Raw genomic sequence first — 13,455 nt, 5'->3', positions numbered from 1 at the left:
CCTCGTGCCCTGCGTCGCCGGAGGGAGCAGGCCGTCCTGCGTCGCCAGAGGGAGCAGAACGGCCTGCGTCCCCACAGGGAGCAGAACGGTCTGCGTGCTGGGAGGGAGCAGGGCACGAGCTGCCCGGGGGGAACACAGCGGGGGCCCGCCGAGTCGACATGTCGTCATGTCGACAGGTCGACACCGGTCGCCCGGGCCAGCTCGGCCAGGGCGTCGGCGGGGTCGACCACCTTGATGGTGTGCCAGCCCAGCTCGCGGGCGGGCTTGAGGTTCGGCCCCAGGTCGTCGAGGTAGACGACCTCGGCGTCCTCGATGCGCCGGCCCACCGCAGCCGCCAGCCGGTCCAGCGTCAGCGGGTAGATCGCCGGTTCGGGCTTGCGGATGCCCTCCACCGAGCTCTCGACCACCACGTCGAACAGCGCCATGAGCGCGCCGTGCTCCGACCCCGGGTCCATCGGCGCGGCGTTGTTCGACAGCAGCGCGAGCGGCACGCCCGCCGTCCCCAGTGCCCGGATCGCGGTGACCACCGCGGGCCGGACGGCGCCGTGCAGCGCGTCGAGCACGCGGGTGGCGTCGACGTCGTACCCGCACGAGCGGGCCTCGGCCTCGAACACCTCGACGAACCCGTCGCGGTCGAGCTCGCTGCGCTCGAAGCGCGCCCAGGCGTTCTCGTGCGGGTTGGTGGTGTTCAGCCGGGCGACCAGGCCGATCGGCAGGCCGGCGTCCCGCTCGTAGTCGTTGAAGGCGGCCAGCGGGCTGGTGGTGATCACGCCGCCGAGGTCGAACACGACGGCGGTCACGCCGTCACCGCCGCGGCCAGCTCGTCGGCGAACCCCAGCCGCGCGGCCACCTCGGCCACCATCTCGTCGGCCCACAGGTCGGCGGTGAGGATCTGCTCGAGGTCCGTGCGCGGCAGGCCGGCGTCGGCGAACAGGTCGAGGTCGCCGGCCGGGTGCTCGGACTCGTCGTCGGCGTCGACCTCGACCCCCTCGATGCCGTAGCGCTCCATGGCCTCGGCGGCCAGCAGGAACTCCGGCAGCGCGCCGTCGCTGATCATGGCCCGCACCATGCCGCCGGGTCCGTGGGTGAGCGCGACGAAGTACAGCCGGGTGTCGACGACGAACACGAACGGCCCCGGCCACTCCCCGGCCAGCGCACCCTCGAGCACCGGCAGCTCCGTGGCGGCGTCGTCGGCCAGCAGCTCGACCGTCCAGCCCTCGCCGGTGCGGGCGGCCCGCACGGCGAAGGACCCCAGGCGTTCGCTCATCGGACGCGCAGCAGGGTCAGGCCGTCGGCGACCGGCAGCAGCACGGTGTCGAAGCGGGCGTCGGCGGCGAGCGAGGCCGCCAGCGACGCGATGGCGCGGTCGTCGTCGTCCTGCGGGTCGAGCACCTTGCCCGCCCGCAGCGTGTTGTCCAGCACGAGGAGTCCTCCGGGGTGCATGCGCGGGTGCAGGGCGTCGACGTATCCGGCGTACCCGGTCTTGTCCGCGTCGACGAAGGCCAGGTCGAACGTGGGGCGCAGGGGCAGCGCATCGAGCAGCTCGGCCGCCTCGCCCAGGCGCAGCTCGACCCGGTCGGCCACCCCGGCGCGCTCCCAGTACCGGCGGGCGACGGCGGTCCAGTGCTCGTCGCGGTCCAGGCACAGGAGACCGCCGTCCTCGGGCAAACCTCGGGCGATGGCCAGGGCCGACAGCCCGGTGAACGTGCCGATCTCGACCGCCCAGCGGGCCCGCGAGATGCGGGTGAGCAGGGTCAGCAGGGCGGCCTGCTCGACCGCCACCTGGTAGGTCGGCCTGCCGTCGCCGGCCGCGGTCATGGCGGCGGTCTCGGCCACGAGGTCGGTGACGACGTCGTCCGGCGGGTCGGCCGAGCGGCGCACGAACTCCGCCAGCTCCGGGCTGAGGAGGAACGACTGGGGCGTCATGGGTGCGATCATGGCCGACGTGCCCGAGCCCGACACAGAGCGTCCGGTTCCCCTGCGGAGCAGTGACATCTCCCCGGAGCTGTTCGCCGCCCTGGCCGCCGACCCGCTGGCCGCCCAGCTGGGCATCCGGCTCGAGCAGGTCTCCCCCGGCTACGCCCGGGCGTCGATGACCGTGGGGCCGGCCCACCTCAACGCCGTCGGCACCGCGCACGGCGGTGCCACGATGGCGCTGCTCGACGTCGTGCACGCCGCGGTGAGCAACAGCCACGGCACGGTCGCGGTGGCCCAGGACGTGCACACCGAGTTCCTCGCCCCCGGCCGCCCCGGTGACGTGCTCACCGCGGTGGGCACGGAGGTGCACCGCAGCGCCCGGACGGCGGTCTACCGCATCGAGGCGACGTCGGCCGACGGTCGCCTGGTGGCCACCGCGCTGGCCCGGGTCTTCCGCCTGGGCACCCCGTGGGCGGTGGAGGAGGAGGTCGTCGCGATGGTCGCTCCGCCCCCGGTGCCGCCCACCCTGCAGATCTCCACCGTCGAGCACCCCCCGCCCTCCCCCGGCGAGGGCACCAACCCGGCCGGCGCCACCCCCGCACCCAACGAGCTGCGGTGAACCTCCCCGTCCCGACCATGGAGGCCCCGCCGGTCGGAGTGGTCGGGCTGGGCCAGCTGGGCGGCTCGCTGGCCGCCGCGCTGATCGCCGCCGGGCGCCGGGTCTCCGGCTGGGACACCGACCCCGCCGCCCGCGAGGCCGCCGCCGCCCGGGGGGTCACCATCGGCCGCGAGCTGGGCGGCGTGGTCGTGCTGGCCACCCCCATCCCCGCGCTGGGCACCGCGCTCGACGACCTCGACGTCGCACCCGACGCCACCGTGACCGACCTCGGCTCGGTCAAGGTGCCCGTGCTGGCCGCCCTGGGCGAGCGGTTCGGCGCCCGGTTCGTCGGCGGCCACCCCATGTGCGGCACCGAGCGCAGCGGGCACACCGCCGCCGACCCCGAGCTGTTCCGGGGCGCACGGTGGGCGGTCTGCCTGGAACCGGGCACCGAGCTGCCGCGCTGGCTGCGGGTGGCCGAGGTGGCGCTGGCCGCGGGCGCGTCGGTGGTGCCGGTGACCGCCGCCGAGCACGACGCCGCCGTCGCCGCGATCAGCCACGTGCCGCACCTGCTGGCCGCCGCGCTGGCCGCCGCGGCCGCCGACGCCGGGCCGCTCGCCCTCGCGTTGGCCGCCGGCAGCTTCGCCGGCGGCACCCGGGTCATCGGCAGCGACCCCGCCTTCGTCACCGCGATGGTCGAGGGCAACGCCGGCCCCACCGCCGCCGCGCTGGCCGCCGTCCGGGCCCAGCTGGACCGGCCGTGGCCCGAGCTGGTCGAGGCCGGGCACACGGTCGCGGCGCGGTCGGGCGAGCGGCGCACGGTGCGGGTGCCGCTGGACCGCGCCGCACTGCTGGCCCTGGGGCGCGCCGGCGGCACCGTCGACCGCCGCCTCGCCGCCTTCGTGGAGGCCTCGCTCCCCGCATGACCCGCGCGCCCGCCGGGACGCGCGCGGGCCCGCTGGGCGCCGCGAGATGGTTGCGGGGGACGTCGTCGGGGCAGGCGTCGGTCGGACGTCGACGACGAGGGAGCAGACGATGGACGAGCAGGACATCCTGGGCCGCATCCACGCGCTGGTCGAGGAGGAGCACCGGCTCCGCGACAGCACGGCCGAGCACGGGGACGCCGAGCGGGCCCGGATGGCCGAGCTGGAGCGGCACCTCGACCAGGCGTGGGACCTGCTGCGGCAGCGGCGGGCGAAGCGGCAGTACGGCGAGGACCCCGCCGAGGCCGCCGACCGGCCGGAGTCGCAGGTGGAGAGCTACCTGCAGTAGGTCAGCGCGGGGGACGGGCGGCCGCGGCGACCCGGGTCAGCCCGTCGGTCACCGACCCGGCGGCTGAACCCAAGGCACCCAACAGGTGCGCGAGCAGTTCGTCGTGCGTCTGCCCGGCCCGGGCCATGCGCCCCCGGCCGTGCTCGGTGAGCCGCGCGCACGTGGTGCGGCGGTCGGTGGCGCCGCGCTCGCGGGTGATCCAGCCGTCCTCGGCCAGCCGGGCCAGCGCCTGGCCGACGCCGGCCGGTGAGGACCCGACCTCCTCGGCCAGCCGGCCGACCGACGCCCGCTCGCCCTGCACCGCGTCGACCAGCCGCAGCAGCCTCAGGTCGGCCAGCGACAGGCCGTGCTGGGTGCGCAGCGCGGTGTCGAGCCGGCGGCCGACGCGCTCGTGGGCCTGCACCAGGCGCAGCCACGTCTCGGCTGCCCCCGGCGCCGCGCCGGCCATGCCCCGCAGGTCGCGCGGTGGTGCTGCGGCGGGGGCCGGACGTCGTCCGGCGTGGGCGGGGCGGCCGTGGGGTCCGCGGCGGTCGGCCACGGCTCAGGCCGACCCGGCGGGGGGCTGCCAGTCGTCGGGCCGCGGGCGGCGGGTCGCCGCGACGAGGGCCGCCGCGACGGCGAGGAGCACCAGCCCGGCGGCCACCAGCGGCCACGGGGTGCTGCCGGTGACCGGCGCGGAGTCGCGGGCGGCGACGTCGAGGGCGACCTGGGTGGCGGCGGCGGACTCCTCGCCGACCAGCTGCACGACCGCCGGACCCAGCACGACGTCCTGCGGGATCTGCACGACGGCCTCGACCCGCCCCTGCTCGTCCGCGGTGACGGTGGCCAGCGGGGCGGCGGCGCCCACGAGGGTGACCGTGACCGGCTCGCCCGGGGTGAAGCCGGTGCCGCGGATGGTGACCACGCTGCCCGGCGCCACCTGCCCGGCCGAGGCAGCGCCCCCGGGCGGGGACGTCGCCGAGCCCGCGCCGGTCGTGCCGGTCCCCGCGGAGGTCGACGGTGCCCCCGTGGTGGGCCGCGGGGTGGTGGACGGCGTCGACGGTCCGGTCGAGCTGCTGGCCGGCGGCGCGGTGCTGGTCGCCGACGGCCCACCGGTGGAGGGCGACGCGGTCGAGGGCGTGCTCGGGGACGTGGTCGTCGGCGTCGTCGGGCGCGTCGTCGACGGGCTGGTCGACGGGCTGGTGGACGACGGCGTCGACGGGGGCGCCGAGGACGTCGGCTGCGGGTTGCCGGCGGCGTCGCAGTCGGCCTGCGTCGGGCGGGTGTAGTCACCCAGCGGGAGCGGGGACTCGGCGCCGTCGCCGCCGCTGACCGCGACCTGGACGTCGACCCGTTCGCCGCCGTCGACCTCGGGACCCTCCAGCAGGGTCTCCTCCCCCGGTGCCAGGGTCACCGCGGTGCCGACGTCGGCGCCGTCGTACTGCAGGGTGACGGTGTGGTCGGCCGTGCCGTTGGTGACCTCGACCCGCACGTACCCGTCGCTGCAGTTGGGTCCGTGCACGAGTCGGGCAGTGGGGCGCGCGGGGTCGACGGCCGCGGCCGCGGAGCTGGTGGTGGTCTCGCTGCCGGCGTCGGGGGCGGCCAGCGCGGGGACGGCGAACGCCACGCCGGCCACCACCGCCAGGAGGGCCACGGCACCGGCGAGCAGCAGGGTCGCCGGGCGCACCGGGGACACGCCCGTCGTCGCGCTCTGCACCCCGCCACCTCCCCGGCCGGCTCGCCTCCGTCGTGTCGCCGGGCGATCGCTGCAGGTCGGGCCCGACATGCCATCATCCCCACGAGCTGCCCACCCTTGTCGAGCCGGTCCCCTGCGCCCGGGCGTGTCGGCGGCGTGTCGGGGGCACCTGTGCCGGGTGGGGCCAGGGGCGCCCGCGGGCTAGCGTCGGGGGATGGACGCAGCAGCGCGCAACGGGGCGGGCACCGGTCGGCGGCGGCAGGACGAGGTCTACCGCGCGGGGGTGTACGGCCGCCGTCCGCGGGTGCCCACGGTGCACACCGCGCTGGCCGACGCGGCCCGGCGGCGGTTGACCGAGCGGGCCCTCGGTTACGTCGCGGGCGGGGCCGGCGGGGAGGCCACGGTGCGGGCCGACCGGGCGGCCTTCGACCGCTGGCAGGTGGTGCCGCGGGTGCTCCGCGACGTCAGCTCCCGGGACACCTCGGTCGAGCTGTTCGGACGGCGACTCCCGGCCCCGCTGCTGCTCGGCCCGGTGGGCGCCCTGGAGCTGGTGCACCGCGAGGCCGACCTGGCCGTGGCCCGCGCGGCGGCGGCGACCGGGGTGCCGATGGTGTTCTCCAACCAGGCCTCGGTGCCGTTGGAGACCACCGCCGCGGCGATGGGCGACGGGCCCCGCTGGATGCAGCTGTACTGGTCGACCTCCGACGAGCTGGTCGAGAGCCTGCTGCACCGCGCCGAGGCCAGCGGCTGCGAGGCCGTGGTGGTTACCCTGGACACCACGATGCTGGGCTGGCGGCCCCGCGACCTGGACCTCGGCCACCTGCCCTTCGCGCAGGGCAAGGGCATCGCGCAGTACACCTCCGACCCGGTGTTCCGCCGGCTGGTCGAGGAGCGGGCGGCCGCCGCCGGGCCGCGGCCGCCGCAGCCCCGGCCGACCGTGGCCGCCGTCCGGGCGCTGGTGGGCATGGCGCGGGCCTGGCCGGGGTCGCTGGCCGACAACCTGCGCTCGCCGCTCCCCCGGGCCGCCGTCGAGACCTTCCTGGCGATCTACTCGCGGCCCTCGATCACCTGGGCCGACCTGGCCTGGCTGCGGTCGAGGACGTCGTTGCCGCTGGTGCTCAAGGGGGTGCTGCACCCCGACGACGCCCGCCAGGCGCTGGACGCCGGGGTGGACGGGCTGGTGGTCAGCACGCACGGCGGCCGTCAGGTGGACCGGTCGGTCGGCGCGCTGGACGCGCTGCCCGGTGTGGTCGAGGCGGTCGGCGACCGGGTGCCGGTGCTGCTGGACTCCGGCGTCCGCAGCGGCGCCGACGTGCTGGTGGCCACCGCGCTGGGCGCGCGGGCCTGCCTGCTGGGCCGCTCCTACGTGTACGGGCTGGGGCTGGCCGGCGAGGCCGGGGTCAGGCAGGTGGTGGAGGACGTCGTGGGCGAGTTCGACCTCACCCTGGGCCTGACCGGGCACACCGCGGTCAGCCAGCTGTCGCCGGACGTCCTGCGCCGCGCCGGCTGACCGCCGGGCCACCAGCCCCCACCGGCGGGAACGGCAGCCCCTCCACGGTCTGTCCGGCACGACCGGTCCGGCTGCGGTACGACACGCCCGGCGGCCCTTGACGCCCTGGAGTGGCCTGGGTCACAGTGGTCGTGGGCGGGGCAGCCGGCAAAGAAGTGGCTCCTCAGCACCACCGACGGAGACCGACCAACGCGGCCAGACCGCCAGGACCGGCGCCCCGCCCCACACCTGCCCGGCTCAGGGCTCCTGCTCGTCCGGGGCCGTCGAGCCCGCCGACGTGGGTGGCGCCGAGGACGGCGTCGGCGCCGTTGCCGAGGACTCCGGGGCCGAGGATCCCGTTGCCGAGGATTCCGGGGCGGTCGGCTGCACCGGGTCGGGTTCCGTGGTCGGGGGCTGCGTCGGTGCGGGTTCCGTCGTCGGCGGCTGGGTGGGGGGTGGCGCCGTCGTCGGCGGCTCGGTCACCGGGGGCTCGGTGGTCGGGGGCTGGGTCGTCGGGGGCTGGGTCGTCGGCGGCTGGGTCGTCGGGGGCTGGGTCGTCGGGGGCTGGGTCGTGGGCGGCGCCGTCGTCGGGGGCTCGGTGGTCGGCTCGGGCTCCACCGTGGGCTCGGCGTCCTCCATGGGCTCGGCGTCCTCGGGCGGGGCCTCGGTGGTCGGCGAGGTGGTCGGCGAGGTGCTGCGCGTCCCCCGCACGACGGCCGGGTCGGCCGGCGGGAACGGGACCGCCTCCCGGGCGCCCAGCACCGGCGCCATCGCGTCGTGCCAGATGGTGGCCGCCTTGCCGCCGCCGAACCCGCCGACGTCCTGGTTCTGCACGGGGTCGTAGACCATGACGCCGGCCGCGAGCTGCGGCGTGTAGCCGACGAAGGCGATCGAGTAGTTGTCCTGCGACGTCCCGGTCTTGCCCGCGATCTGGTGCCCGGGGACGTAGGCGGCCCGGCCGGTCTGGCCGGGGTGGCCGGGCTCGACGTCCTTGCGCAGGGCCTGGGTGACGGTATCGGCGATCCCCGGGGCGATCACCCCGGGCGTGCAGCGGTCCGCGGGCACCAGCGGGGCGCCGTCCCCGTCCAGCAGCGGCTCCCCGGCCCGGTCGGTCACCGCGACCAGCAGGTGCGGGTCGCACTGCGTCCCGGACGCGGCCAGCGTCGCGTAGGCGCTGGTGAGCGCCAGCGGGCTGGTCGGCTCGGCGCCGAAGGTGAACGAGCCCCGGTTCTCCGCGACCACCCGGTCGGCGATCGGGTCGAGGCTGGACAGCCCCATCCGCTGGGCCGCCGACACGGGCCCGGCGACGCTGCCCAGCGCGTCCTCCAGCGCCAGGAAGTAGGTGTTGGAGGACATGTAGAGCGCCCGCTCCATATCCAGCGTGCCCGGGTAGCGGCCGGCGTTGCCGACGTCGTAGGCCTCCCCGCCGTCGCGGTAGACCGTGGAGGTGTACGGGTCGCTGGTGGTGATGGTGTGGTCCAGCCCGTAGCCGGCCTCGAGCGCCGCGACCGCGGTGAACACCTTGTAGGTCGACCCGGCGCCCTGCCCGGCCGCGTCGGGCAGGTCCACCACGGTCTGGGCGGGGTCGGCGGCGTCCACGCCGTAGACCCGGTTGACCGACATCGCCAGCACCCGGCCCGTGCCGGGCTCGACGGCGGTGTAGATCGCGGCCCGGCTGTCGGTCTCGGGCAGGGTCGCCCGGACGGCGGCGTCCCCGGCGGCCTGCACCTGCGGGTCCAGGGAGGTCTGCACGACCAGCCCACCGGCCTCCAGCGTGGCCCGGTCCAGCCCGAGGGCGGCCAGCTCGCCGAGCAGGTGACCGCACGCGAAGCCACCGACGACGGCGCCGACGCACCCGCGCGGTGGCCCGGCACCGAGCGCGGGGGCCAGCGGCTCGGCCTGCGCGGCCGTCGCGGCCGCCCGCGTCACCAGGCCGAGGTCGGCCATGCGGCCGAGCACCCGGTCGCGGCGGGCGGTGGCCGCCTCCGCCGCGTCGACCAGGTCGAAGGTGGTGGGGCTGTTCACCACGGCGGCCAGGGTCGCGGACTGGGCGAGCGTGAGGTCGACCGCGTCCACGGAGAACCAGGTGCGGGCGGCGGCCTGGATGCCGTAGGCGCCGCGCCCGAAGTAGACGGTGTTGAGGTAGCGGGTGAGGATCTCGTCCTTGCTGTAGGCCTGCTCCACGGCCAGGGCGACCTGCGCCTCGCGGAGTTTGCGGCCCACCGACTGCTCGGTGGCCGCCGTCCGGCCCTCGGGGTCCTCGGCGGTCTGCAGGCGCAGCTGCTTCACCAGCTGCTGGGTCAGCGTGGAGCCGCCCTGGACGACCTCGCCGGCCGCCAGGTTGCGCGCGAGCGCCCGCAGCAGGCCCTCGCCGTCCACTCCCTCGTGGTCGAAGAACCGGGCGTCCTCGATGGCCACCACCGCGTCCCGCACCGCCGGGGCCATGGCCTCGGCCGGCACCGGTGTGCGGTTGCGCCGGAAGAACTCGGTGATCAGCGACCCGTCGGCGGCGAGCACGCGGGTGTTGCCGGCCAGCCGCACGTCCACCACCTCGGCCTGCCGCGGGTGCAGCAGGCCCGCCCCGCGCTCGGCCACCACCCCGGCGCCGCCGAGCCAGGGCGCGGCCAGACCGGCGACCAGCAGCCCGGCCAGCACCACGGCCAGGACCAGCTGCAGCAGCGCGCGGCCGCGGCGGGCGTCGTCGGCGGGGGCGGGTCGGATGGCTCCTCCACGGGCGTCGGGGTACGGGGGGTGCGGGCCCGCGACGGTGCGGACCCGCCACCCCACCGTGCCCGCGGGGAGCGGACGACGTCGTGCTGGGAGCCAACACTTGCCCATCTGCAACAGGATCGTTACCGGACGAACTAGGCTCGACCGGTGCCCGACCCGCCCCCCGACACCGACCTCGGCACCGATCTGGACGCCGATCTGGACGCCGACCTGGACACCGTGGTGGACGCGGCGCTGCACGCCTCCCGGGCACTGCTGGGCGCGGTCACCCGCTCGTTGGCCGGGGCGCTCGAGCAGGTCACCCTGCCCCAGTTCCGGGTGCTGGTCCTGCTGGCCGGCCGCGGCCCGCAGCGCAGCGGCGACCTGGCCCGCGCCATCGGCGTGCACCCCTCCACGTTCTCCCGCAGCGCCGACCGCCTGATCGCCGGCGGCTGGGCGGTCCGCGCGGGCAACCCCGACAGCCGACGCGAGGTGCTCGTCGAGCTGACCCCCGCGGGGGCCGGGCTCGTCGCCGAGGTGACCGCGCGCCGCCGCGCCGAGCTGCGCGAGGTGCTCGCCCGCCTGGGTCCGGAGGAGGCCGCGGCGGTCCGGGACGCGCTGCGCGCCTACGCCGACGCCGCGGGGGAGGTCAGCCCGGACCCCCTCGGTCCCGGCCTCTGACGTCCCGACCCCCGACGTCCCGACCCCCGACGTCCCGACCCCCGACGTCCCGACCCTCGACGTCCCGACCCTCGACGTCCCGGCCCTCGACGTCGCCGGTGTCCTCCCCGGAGGTCGGCACGCCCGCCTCCTCCTCGACGTCGAACAGGCGCGAGACGGGGACGTCGGTGCTGGAGTGGGCGACGATGGACACCGCGATGCAGACCGCGATGAGGGTGAAGGCCTCCTGCGCCTCCGGGTCGCCCGAGGAGAGCACGAGCAGGCCGTAGACCACCGAGGCGAACCCCTTGGGCCCGAACCAGGCCGCCGTCCACAGTTCCCGGCGGGGCAGCGGGACCCCCAGCTGGGCGACGACGAACGACAGCGGGCGCACCACCAGCAACGCGAGGACGGCGACGACGTAGCCGCCCCAGCCGAGGCCGCCGAACAGGGTGGGGGTGAGCAGGGCCCCGAAGACCAGCAGCGCGGCGAACTTGCCCAGTTCGGCCAGCTGCTCGCCGAGCGCCTCGAAGGCCTCCTTGGCGCGCGGCGCCACCGTCGCCACGGTCGCGCCGCCGAGGAACGCGGCGAGGTACTGGTTGGCCGAGGTCAGCTCGCAGACCGCGTAGGTGATGACGCCGACCGCCAGCGGGCCGAGGGGCTGCAGCTGCGGGGTGGCCCCCAGCAGCGGCAGACGGACCAGCAGCGCCGCGACCAACGGCAGCGCCACCCCGACCACGATGCCCAGCGCCAGCTCACCGGCGACCTCGAGCGGGTGCGGGTCGGTGCCGCTCATGGAGGCCAGCAGGATCACCACCACCGGCAGCGCGAGGCCGTCGTTGAGCCCGCTCTCCACGTTCAGCAGGCGGCGTAGGCGCTGCGGCACCTCGACCCGGCCGACGATGGCGCTGGCGAACACCGGGTCGGTCGGGGAGAGCACGGCCCCGACCAGGAACGCCGCCGGCCAGGACAGCGGGGTCAGCCAGGCGACCAGCACGCCGATCGCCACGATGGTCAGCGGCATCCCGATGCCCAGCGCCCGCACCGGTGCCCGCCCGGCGTGGGCGAGGTCCCGCAGCCCCAGCCGCATGCCGTCGGTGAACAGCACCGTCACGAGCGCCAGGTCGGCGAGGGTCTCGACCACCGGTGAGTCGACCGACACGTCGACCAGGCCGAGGACGCCGGGGCCGGCCAGCACCCCGGCCCCGAGGAAGACCAGGGACGTGGACAGCACCGTGCGCGCGGCCAGCCCGGAGACCAGCACCGAGACCAGCAGGGCGACGCCGAAGACGGCCACGAGGGGGAGCACCTCCCCCAGCGTCCTCCTCCTGCCCGCATCCGGCGCGTCGGGCAACCGTTGTGACAGTGCAACTGTTGCGCCAAGAGAGCATCATGGGGCGTCGTGAGCGTCCTCCGTCCTGTCCCCGCCCGGGCCGCTCGCGCGCTGCGCGGCACCGACACCGGCCTGCTCGTGCTCGCCCTCCTCGTCGGGCTCGCGACCGGGGCGGGTGCGGTCGCCTTCCGGGGGCTGATCACCGTGCTCACCCACGTGTTCACCGGCACCGACGACTACGCGGCCACCCCCGGTGCACCGCACGGCTGGCTGGGGTGGGGCCGGTGGTTCGTGCTGCTGACCCCGGTGGTCAGCGGCCTGCTGTACGGGCCGCTCGTGCACCGGTTCGCCCGCGAGGCCCGGGGCCACGGCGTGCCCGAGGTGATGGTCGCGGTCGCCCGGCACGGCGGCCGCATCCCGGCGAAGGTGGCCGCCGTCAAGGCGCTCGCCTCGTCGCTGACCATCGGCGGCGGCGGGTCGGTGGGGCGGGAGGGCCCGATCGTCCAGATCGGCGCCGCGCTCGGCTCGACGCTGGGCACGCTGGTGCGGGTGGCCGAGGACCGGCAACGGCTGCTCGTCGCCTGCGGCGCCGCCGGCGGGATCGCCGCCACCTTCAACGCCCCGCTGGCCGGCGTGGTGTTCGCGATGGAGATCGTGCTGCGCGACTTCGCGGCCCGCTCCTTCGGCATGGTGGTCGTCTCCGCGGTCACCGCCAGCGTCGTCGGCCGCAGCGTGCTGGGCAGCCAGGCGTTCCTCGACCTGCCCGACTTCACCGTGCCGCACCTGCTCACCTACGCCCTCTTCGCCGGCCTCGGCGTGCTGGCCGGCCTGGTCGGGGTGGGGTTCACCCGGGTCCTGTACGCCGTCGAGGACCTCTGCGACCGGGTCTGGCGCGGGCCCGAGTGGCTGCGCCCGGGCGCCGGCGGTCTGCTGCTCGGTCTGCTGCTGCTCGCCGTCCCGCAGATGTACGGGGTGGGCTACCCGGTGCTCGGGGACGCCGTCGCCGGCCGGTACGCCGTCGGCTTCCTGCTCCTGCTGCTGGTCGCGAAGGCGGTCGCGACCAGCCTGACGATCGGCATCGGCGGGTCGGGCGGGGTGTTCGCGCCGAGCCTGTTCCTCGGCGCCGCGCTGGGTGCGGCCGTCGGGCAGACCGCGGCGGCCCTCGCCCCGGGGGTCACCGGCGCGCCGGGGGCCTTCGCTCTGGTGGGCATGGCCGCGGTGTTCGCCGGCGCCGCGCGGGCGCCGATCACCGCGGTGCTCATCGTCTTCGAGCTCACCGGCGAGTACTCGCTGATCCTGCCACTGATGGCCGCCGTCGTGCTGGCCACCGGCATCAGCCACCGGCTCTCGCGGGACAGCATCTACACCGCCAAGCTGCGCCGCCGCGGCGTCGACCTCGACGCGCCCGCCGCGTCGTGGGCGGCCGGGCGCACCGTGGCCTCGCTGGCCCTCCCGGTGCCCACCGTGCTGCCCGCGACCACCCCGCCGCAGCAGGCCGCCGACGCCCTCGCCGGGTCGGCCGAGCTGCCGGTCGCCGACGACGCGGGCTACCTCGGCGTGCTGCCCGCCCGGGCCGTCGCCGAGGCCCTCGCCGGGTCGGCCGTCCCGCCGTCGCTGGCCGACCTGGTGGAGAGCCGGCCCACCACCACCCCCCACAGCACGGTGGACCGCGCCCTGGACCTGCTGGACACCCACGACGTGGCCGGCGTGGCCGTGGTCGAGGACGGCCGGGTGGTCGGCTGGTTCACCGCCGACGCGGTGCTGGCCGCCCTGCGCCCCCGCTGAGCGCCGCGACGTGCTGG

General features: G+C 76.7%; 13 protein-coding genes. 6 read left to right on the top strand and 7 right to left on the bottom strand.

Annotated elements, in window-relative coordinates; genetic code table 11:
* Positions 1-164: 164 nt before the first annotated feature.
* Genes TEK04_RS16065 through TEK04_RS16055 form a run of 3 tightly spaced genes read right to left on the bottom strand, consistent with a single transcriptional unit; the run spans position 165 to position 1,926 of the window.
* A complete protein-coding gene (locus TEK04_RS16065) occupies positions 165-800 on the bottom strand; it encodes an HAD-IA family hydrolase (protein ID WP_336405363.1) in 636 nt (211 codons plus the stop codon).
* A complete protein-coding gene (locus tag TEK04_RS16060; RefSeq protein ID WP_336405362.1) occupies positions 797-1,267 on the bottom strand; it encodes a tRNA adenosine deaminase-associated protein in 471 nt (156 codons plus the stop codon). Before TEK04_RS16060 ends, TEK04_RS16065 begins: the two co-directional genes overlap by 4 nt.
* Positions 1,264-1,926, bottom strand: coding sequence for an O-methyltransferase (locus tag TEK04_RS16055; protein WP_336405361.1), 663 nt, complete (start codon positions 1,924-1,926; stop codon positions 1,264-1,266). Before TEK04_RS16055 ends, TEK04_RS16060 begins: the two co-directional genes overlap by 4 nt.
* A gap of 10 nt (positions 1,927-1,936) precedes the next feature.
* On the opposite strand from TEK04_RS16055, the gene TEK04_RS16050 reads away from it, so the two are divergent.
* From TEK04_RS16050 to TEK04_RS16040, 3 genes are all read left to right on the top strand, one after another.
* Positions 1,937-2,536: a PaaI family thioesterase gene (locus TEK04_RS16050; RefSeq protein ID WP_336405360.1), complete on the top strand. Its 600-nt coding sequence runs from the start codon at positions 1,937-1,939 to the stop codon at positions 2,534-2,536.
* Positions 2,533-3,441, top strand: coding sequence for a prephenate dehydrogenase/arogenate dehydrogenase family protein (locus TEK04_RS16045; RefSeq protein ID WP_336405359.1), 909 nt, complete (start codon positions 2,533-2,535; stop codon positions 3,439-3,441). Before TEK04_RS16050 ends, TEK04_RS16045 begins: the two co-directional genes overlap by 4 nt.
* Positions 3,442-3,550: 109 nt before the next feature.
* The gene (locus tag TEK04_RS16040) at positions 3,551-3,787 is read left to right on the top strand and encodes a DUF2630 family protein (RefSeq protein ID WP_336405358.1); all 237 of its coding nucleotides are present in this window, start codon (positions 3,551-3,553) and stop codon (positions 3,785-3,787) included.
* A 1-nt stretch (position 3,788) separates the two neighbouring features.
* Here the strand turns inward: TEK04_RS16040 and TEK04_RS16035 are convergent, their stop codons facing one another.
* A complete protein-coding gene (locus TEK04_RS16035; RefSeq protein ID WP_336405357.1) occupies positions 3,789-4,235 on the bottom strand; it encodes a MarR family winged helix-turn-helix transcriptional regulator in 447 nt (148 codons plus the stop codon).
* Between the two features lie 93 nt (positions 4,236-4,328).
* The gene (locus TEK04_RS16030; RefSeq protein ID WP_336405356.1) at positions 4,329-5,483 is read right to left on the bottom strand and encodes a hypothetical protein; all 1,155 of its coding nucleotides are present in this window, start codon (positions 5,481-5,483) and stop codon (positions 4,329-4,331) included.
* Between the two features lie 193 nt (positions 5,484-5,676).
* Here TEK04_RS16030 and TEK04_RS16025 point away from each other — a divergent pair, with 193 nt between their 5' ends.
* Positions 5,677-6,972, top strand: a complete 1,296-nt coding sequence (locus TEK04_RS16025) for an alpha-hydroxy-acid oxidizing protein (protein WP_336405355.1) — start codon at positions 5,677-5,679, stop codon at positions 6,970-6,972.
* A 237-nt stretch (positions 6,973-7,209) separates the two neighbouring features.
* Here TEK04_RS16025 and TEK04_RS16020 read toward each other — a convergent pair whose 3' ends face one another.
* Positions 7,210-9,789 (bottom strand): transglycosylase domain-containing protein, encoded by a 2,580-nt coding sequence (locus TEK04_RS16020; RefSeq protein ID WP_336405354.1) that lies wholly within the window; start codon positions 9,787-9,789, stop codon positions 7,210-7,212.
* Between the two features lie 39 nt (positions 9,790-9,828).
* Here TEK04_RS16020 and TEK04_RS16015 point away from each other — a divergent pair, with 39 nt between their 5' ends.
* Positions 9,829-10,341 (top strand): MarR family winged helix-turn-helix transcriptional regulator, encoded by a 513-nt coding sequence (locus tag TEK04_RS16015; RefSeq protein WP_336405353.1) that lies wholly within the window; start codon positions 9,829-9,831, stop codon positions 10,339-10,341.
* Here the strand turns inward: TEK04_RS16015 and TEK04_RS16010 are convergent.
* Positions 10,310-11,629, bottom strand: a complete 1,320-nt coding sequence (locus TEK04_RS16010; protein WP_336405352.1) for a cation:proton antiporter — start codon at positions 11,627-11,629, stop codon at positions 10,310-10,312. The two genes, TEK04_RS16015 and TEK04_RS16010, sit on opposite strands and share 32 nt — an antisense overlap.
* Positions 11,630-11,722: 93 nt before the next feature.
* Here TEK04_RS16010 and TEK04_RS16005 point away from each other — a divergent pair, with 93 nt between their 5' ends.
* Positions 11,723-13,438, top strand: coding sequence for a chloride channel protein (locus tag TEK04_RS16005; protein ID WP_336405351.1), 1,716 nt, complete (start codon positions 11,723-11,725; stop codon positions 13,436-13,438).
* Positions 13,439-13,455 lie beyond the last annotated feature (17 nt).

Origin of the sequence: Klenkia sesuvii (genome assembly GCF_037083825.1) — a bacterium.
GTDB classification, from domain to species: Bacteria; Actinomycetota; Actinomycetes; order Mycobacteriales; family Geodermatophilaceae; genus Klenkia; species Klenkia sesuvii.
The sequence above is the reverse complement of the archived record's forward strand: the minus strand, read 5'-3'. Positions and strand labels throughout refer to the sequence as shown.

What these genes read in the sequence shown, in the direction of transcription:
- TEK04_RS16025 (WP_336405355.1), top strand. Translation starts at nt 5,677, where the DNA reads ATGGACGCAGCAGCGCGCAACGGGGCGGGCACCGGTCGGCGGCGGCAG.
- TEK04_RS16055 (WP_336405361.1), bottom strand. Translation starts at nt 1,926, where the DNA reads ATGACGCCCCAGTCGTTCCTCCTCAGCCCGGAGCTGGCGGAGTTCGTG.
- TEK04_RS16035 (WP_336405357.1), bottom strand. Translation starts at nt 4,235, where the DNA reads ATGGCCGGCGCGGCGCCGGGGGCAGCCGAGACGTGGCTGCGCCTGGTG.
- TEK04_RS16050 (WP_336405360.1), top strand. Translation starts at nt 1,937, where the DNA reads ATGGCCGACGTGCCCGAGCCCGACACAGAGCGTCCGGTTCCCCTGCGG.
- TEK04_RS16060 (WP_336405362.1), bottom strand. Translation starts at nt 1,267, where the DNA reads ATGAGCGAACGCCTGGGGTCCTTCGCCGTGCGGGCCGCCCGCACCGGC.
- TEK04_RS16040 (WP_336405358.1), top strand. Translation starts at nt 3,551, where the DNA reads ATGGACGAGCAGGACATCCTGGGCCGCATCCACGCGCTGGTCGAGGAG.
- TEK04_RS16020 (WP_336405354.1), bottom strand. Translation starts at nt 9,789, where the DNA reads ATGGGCAAGTGTTGGCTCCCAGCACGACGTCGTCCGCTCCCCGCGGGC.